We start from the raw sequence: 5,278 nt of genomic DNA, 5'->3' as shown, positions 1-5,278 counted from the left end.
CCCATAGCTCCCCCGACACGGCGGACGCCGGAGAGGCCCACAGCCTCTCCGGCGTCCGCATGCTTGCCGGGCGGCGACTCCTCCACCGACTTCGCCGTCGCCTTGCCCCTCGGCATATGCCGCGCCGGCCGCCGCGTCGTGTGTCCAGGGCTGGCCAGCGCGGCCCGGACGTACGGGTGGCCGCAGCCAGGGCTCCGCGTCGCCCGCCGCCGTTCCGGCCCGCAGCCGTCCTACAGGTCCGTCCGTCCCGCCGAGCGATCGACTCCCGGGTGGGCCTGTTCAGTGGCCGGGGGCCTGGCGGGACGGATGGCCTGGGGTGGTACGACGCTGGATTTTGAGAAATTTGGGAGGGAGGTCTGATGCGTCCCGTCTGGTCCGGTGCGATCAGCTTCGGCCTGGTTACTTCTCTGAACTAGGCGGCCGGGGCTGCCGGTGGACCTACCTGGCGGGGGCTGCTGAGCGAGGGTCCGGGGGCGAAGCGGGTTTAACGAGCGAACCCGTGCCTGGTTTCACCCGCTGTGTATCAGACACCCCTACTCTGTAACGCACAGTGAGGATCTGTTCGGTGTTCGTGCCCGTCACGAGGGAGTCGCATCGTCATGCCCATGTTGCTGATCAAGGGTTCGTACCACCTCATCGGAGGCCGGTCGGACGGTGACACCATCCACTTCCAGCCGGACAAGAAGGAGGAGTGGAACCTCGTCACCGGCCCCCACAAGGTCGAGCGCAACGGGTCCGGCAAGGCCAAGCTGCGGCTGGACGCCATCGACACGCTGGAGACCCACTACTCGCGCAACGGCAACCCCGAGGTCCACCAGCCGTGGCTCCACGGCCGCGCCGCCCGGGACGAGCTCACGAACTGGCTAGGCTTCACCACCGTAGAGCGCATGGAGGACGAGACCGTCACCGCGGCCACTCCCACGACCAGGCCCGGCTGGATCCTCACCCGCGGCGCGGCCCGCGACAAGCGCTGCATCGCCCTCGTCGGCAAGGGCACGCCCCCGGGCACCAGCGGCACGCAGATCCACGTCGACGAGGCGCTGCTGCGCACCACGTTCAACCACCACGTGCTCGCGGAGGGCCTGGCCTACCCGACGTACTACACGAACCTCTTCCCGGACCTGCGCGACGAGTTGACGGCCGCAGTGCGCCAAGCACAGGAGGCCGTACCCAAGAAGGGACTGTGGAAGGACGACGACACGCTGGACGGCGCGACCGTCACCGGCATCGACTCCCTCCAGGACGACGTCGTGATCCTGCCCAAGCTGTTCCGGCGGCTGGTGGACTACCTGTACCTCGGCGACCCCGACAACCCCGACCTGACCGGTTTCCCGGCCTTCCTCGACCAGGCCGCGGACGAGTTCTGGATCATCTCCACCAGCCACCCCACCACGGGCCTCGACGAAGTCGTCGAAGTCATCGACAGCAAGGTGCGGATGACCCATCCGCCCGAGGACCTCGTCTTCGTCGAGAACTGAGAGGCCTGCGATGACCCACGCCGCGGACTTCCGCGCCCTGTCCGAACTCCTGACCGGACGGCGAAACGCCCCTGGACCAGGCCACCGCCGACGCACACCGCACCCGCCTCGAAGCCCACACGCGCTGGATTCTCGAGGCCCTCAACGACACTGCGCACCTGAACGGGTCCGGCTGACGACCGACGCCTGCAGCAGGAATACGTGACGGGTACCAGAACATGGCCCGACCCCGCCGTGGGTGATGTCCCGCTGTTCGGGTACGGCAGCTGAGCAAAGCTCTCAGCTGCCCTTGGCGCTGGCGAGGGCATCGGCGAGCTCGTCGTGACTCATGCCGGACCGGCCGCGGATGCCGGCTTTCGTTGCCTTCTCGTACAGCTCGGCCTTGGTCAGCGCCCGGAGCGACTGGGAATGGAAGGTTCCGGAAGCGCCGGTGGCGCGCTTCTTGGCGGTCGGCTCCGACCTCCCCACCGCGGAGAAGACGGCCAAGAAGCCGACGGTGGCCAAGGCCCCTGCCAAGAAGGCAGCTGCGAAGAAGACGCTCGGCCGTAAGCCGCGCAGCGCCTGAGTGTTTCACCGTGGCCTGGTTGGAGCGCCGCGTTAGACGCTTGACCTCGCCGCCCTTGAAGTTCACGCCGGCCTCGGCGGTGAGGCCGATTTCCCAGCCCTCCTGGCTGCTCTGCGAGACCGAGATCGTCGTCGACTCGGTGTACTCCTTGGTTCTGTAGCCCTCTTCGGGAAGCGTCGCCGTCAGGTGCGGTGCCTTGGGCTCCGCGGCCAGCCTGGTGTAGGCGTCCTCGAGCTTCATGGTCTTCTCGATGTCAGCGCGGTTGGCAACGAGGTCGAAGCCGGCCAGCTGCTCCTTCCGCTTGCCTTTGCCCACGGCCTCGACAGCCCACTTGTGCACGATGGTGGCAGGTGCGTTGAAGGGCGGCTTCTTCGAGTCCTTGGGCAGACGGTTGATACTGCCGATGAGAATGTCACCGAACTTGCTGTACGGCTCTGGCATGAGCGATCGAAGGCCTCCGTACCCTGCTCCCCGCGCACGGGGGGATGGACGCCGCGGTGACGGGGATGAGGGAGATGGATATGCCGACTTCGGGCTTTGCCGGCGCGGTAGCCGAGCTGGACCACGAGGGTCGCGGCCTAACGGCCTCGACGGCTCCGGCCGCGGTGTCCATCGCGCCGGCGATGGTGCGGGCCGCGTCCGCGATGTCCCTGAAGTGCTTGAAGTCCAAGTCTGGTGTCACAGCCTGACTTTGGGTTCCCCTATCTCGTCAGCTGTGGGTTCCCGTTTCTCGTGGCTGGCGCCGGGTGGACCTCGCCCGGTTGCCGCAGCCGAGGGAACACCACGCCTGGTCACGGCGCCTGGCCAGGAAGAACATGCCGCAACTGGGGGCGTGGCAGCGCCGCACCCGCTGACGGTCCGGCCCCGCGGCCAGGACGAGGGTCTCGCGGGCGACGACCGCCTCGGCGCCGCCACCCTGTTCCTGCTGTGCGAGCAGGCCGTCCCCTGTCATCCGGAAGACGACGGGGGCGGACGAGGCGAGTTCGTTCAGGCGGTTCCGCAGACTGTCGGCGAGCGGCCGCTGTCCGGCTGTCGAGTCCAGCGCCTCGCGGACCAACCCACGCAGTCGTTCCAGCTCCTCCAAGGAGAGGGTGGCCAGTCCGCGATGGGCGGCGCGGGCGCGCCACCGCCCCGTGAGTTCCCGATCGGCGAGGAAGTCGATGTCGCCGCGTCCCGGGCCCGCGCCGACGACCACGGTGTTGGCCAGGTCGAGGACCGGGTGCTCGCCGATCCACGGCATTTCCTGCAGGTCCCGGATGGTCATGCCCCTCAATCTACTGGATTCAGGGCAGCGAACCCGTGATAACTTCATCTCACGGATTTGATCCATCAAGTCCGTGAGTCACGTAGTCGACGAAGGATGATGCCATGAGTGCAACCATTGAGTACGTAAGGTTCGAGACCGACGACCTCGCCGCCCTCACCGCCCACCGGGAGCAACTCGTCGAGCTGCTCAAGGAGCAGTACGGTGAAGGCTTCCAGGGCGCCCACCTCGCCCAGTTCGACGACGGCACCGTCCTGGACTTCATCATCTGGTCGTCCGCCGCCGTCGCCGAGCGCGCGGCCAAGGAGATGCCGTCCGATCCCCGGGCCCAGGGCTTCTTCAGCCGGATCGGCACGGTGCACGAGATGCGGCACGCTCAGGTACTGCACACCGCATAACCCCCGGGATCAAGGAGAACGACGCTGTGCCCTCGGCAGACGAACTACTCGGCGCGGACACCGTCGCCGACCTCGCCCGATGCCTGACGCGAGCCGGAGACGGGATCACGGCGCTTGAGACCCGGGGGTGCGGCGCCGCCCTGGACGGGCTGAGCTTCACCGAGCGTGTCGCCGTGATCAGAAATGCCGTCCTGGCCGATCTTCCGGCGGACTACCCGGCCTTCGCGGACGCGGTGCGGGCCGCACTGCGGGACAGTGAATTCACCGGTTGGATGATCTTCCCCGTCACCGAGGCCGTCGCCGTACGGGGCCTCGACGCCTTCGAGCCGGCGCTCGCCCTGCTCGCAGAACTCACCCCGCGCCTGACCGCGGAGACCGCCGTCCGGCCCTTCCTCCGCGCCGACCTGGAACGCGCGCTCCGGTTCATGACGCCGTGGACCGCGCATCCCGACCCCCACGTCCGCCGACTGGCCAGCGAGGGCACACGGCCACGACTGCCCTGGGCACCCCAGCTTCCGGAGCTGATCGCGGATCCGACACCCGCGCTGCCCCTGCTCGACGCGCTGTACCGGGACGACTCCGAGTACGTCCGCAGATCAGTGGCCAACCACCTCAACGACATCAGCCGTGACCACCCCGAAATCGCCACCGGTGTCGCGGCGCGCTGGCTGAGCGACCCCGCACCGACGTCGACCCGGTTGGTACGCCACGGCCTGCGCACCCTGATCAAATCCGGCCACGCCGGGGCCCTTACGCTGCTCGGCCACTCCCCGGACAGTCCCGTCGCCGTCGAGGGCCCGCACGTGCACACCTCGGAGATCCGGGTCGGCGACCATCTGCTGTTCGACTACTCGGTGACCAACACGCACGACCAGACCGCTCACCTCGTCATCGACTACGTCATCCACCACATGAAGGCCAACGGGACCCGCACCCCCAAGGTCTTCAAACTCACCACGCGGCCACTGGCTCCCGGCGAGACGTGGAGCGCGACCCGCAGACACTCCTTCAAGCCGATCAGCACGCGGCGCTACCACCCGGGTGTCCACCTGCTGCAGCTCCAGGTCAACGGCCGATCCCACGGCGAAGCCTCGTTCACGCTGCACTGCTGAGGGCAACCGCCTCCCATCCCGCTTCGATGGCGTATCCGCCATCGCGCCGCCACCCCAATGGGGCTTCCGCGACCAGAAACGGGAACCCGCACCCGCGCAGCCTCAAGGTCATCGCTGCTCAGCAACGCCGATCCTGGACAATCGCGCAGCGTCTTGGCGGGGAATCGCGAAGGAGACGGGGTGCGCGCGTCAGTGGGATGCCCCCTGTCCCGGGGCCCGCCGCGCCCGCTACGTGCGGGACAGTGAGTCGGCGCCGAAGTCGGCGTCCCGTGCGCGCTGTGCGCGTTGCTCGATGAGGCGGCGGAAGCCCGCCAGCGCGTACCGCTCACCGGTGGACGAACCCGGCCCGCGGATGCCGGCGACGTCGGCCATGAGCTGCTGGGGCTGGGGCTGCCAGCCGACCGCCAGGACGCGCAGGCCCAGGCACTCCGCGCGCCGGTGCGGGTCCAGGAGGTGGAGCA

The 5,278-nt window shown here is 68.5% G+C and carries 5 protein-coding genes and 1 pseudogene; 3 read left to right on the top strand and 3 right to left on the bottom strand.

Features of this window, described 5'->3' with window-relative positions; all coding sequences use genetic code 11:
* Positions 1-599 precede the first annotated feature (599 nt).
* On the top strand, positions 600-1,478 hold the full coding sequence (locus ACWDYJ_RS35885) for a thermonuclease family protein (RefSeq protein ID WP_451569799.1): 879 nt from the start codon (positions 600-602) through the stop codon (positions 1,476-1,478).
* 279 nt (positions 1,479-1,757) lie between these two features.
* On the opposite strand, the gene ACWDYJ_RS35880 is transcribed toward ACWDYJ_RS35885, so the two are convergent.
* A complete protein-coding gene (locus tag ACWDYJ_RS35880; protein ID WP_451569798.1) occupies positions 1,758-1,964 on the bottom strand; it encodes a hypothetical protein in 207 nt (68 codons plus the stop codon).
* 788 nt (positions 1,965-2,752) lie between these two features.
* On the bottom strand, positions 2,753-3,307 hold the full coding sequence (locus ACWDYJ_RS35875) for an ABATE domain-containing protein (protein ID WP_451569797.1): 555 nt from the start codon (positions 3,305-3,307) through the stop codon (positions 2,753-2,755).
* A gap of 104 nt (positions 3,308-3,411) precedes the next feature.
* Here ACWDYJ_RS35875 and ACWDYJ_RS35870 point away from each other — a divergent pair, with 104 nt between their 5' ends.
* Both ACWDYJ_RS35870 and ACWDYJ_RS35865 read left to right on the top strand, forming a co-directional pair.
* A complete protein-coding gene (locus tag ACWDYJ_RS35870; protein WP_451569796.1) occupies positions 3,412-3,705 on the top strand; it encodes a hypothetical protein in 294 nt (97 codons plus the stop codon).
* Positions 3,706-3,731: 26 nt separating this feature from the next.
* On the top strand, positions 3,732-4,817 hold the full coding sequence (locus ACWDYJ_RS35865) for a DNA alkylation repair protein (protein ID WP_451569795.1): 1,086 nt from the start codon (positions 3,732-3,734) through the stop codon (positions 4,815-4,817).
* A gap of 228 nt (positions 4,818-5,045) precedes the next feature.
* Here the strand turns inward: ACWDYJ_RS35865 and ACWDYJ_RS35860 are convergent.
* Positions 5,046-5,278, bottom strand: a pseudogene (locus ACWDYJ_RS35860) (hypothetical protein); the annotation flags it as partial.

The sequence above is a fragment of the Streptomyces sp. NPDC003042 genome, assembly GCF_053591315.1.
This window is presented reverse-complemented; position numbering and strand designations above follow the sequence as displayed.

Coding starts and splice junctions, on each gene's coding strand:
- ACWDYJ_RS35875 (WP_451569797.1), bottom strand. CDS start 3,307: ATGACCATCCGGGACCTGCAGGAAATGCCGTGGATCGGCGAGCACCCG.
- ACWDYJ_RS35885 (WP_451569799.1), top strand. CDS start 600: ATGCCCATGTTGCTGATCAAGGGTTCGTACCACCTCATCGGAGGCCGG.
- ACWDYJ_RS35870 (WP_451569796.1), top strand. CDS start 3,412: ATGAGTGCAACCATTGAGTACGTAAGGTTCGAGACCGACGACCTCGCC.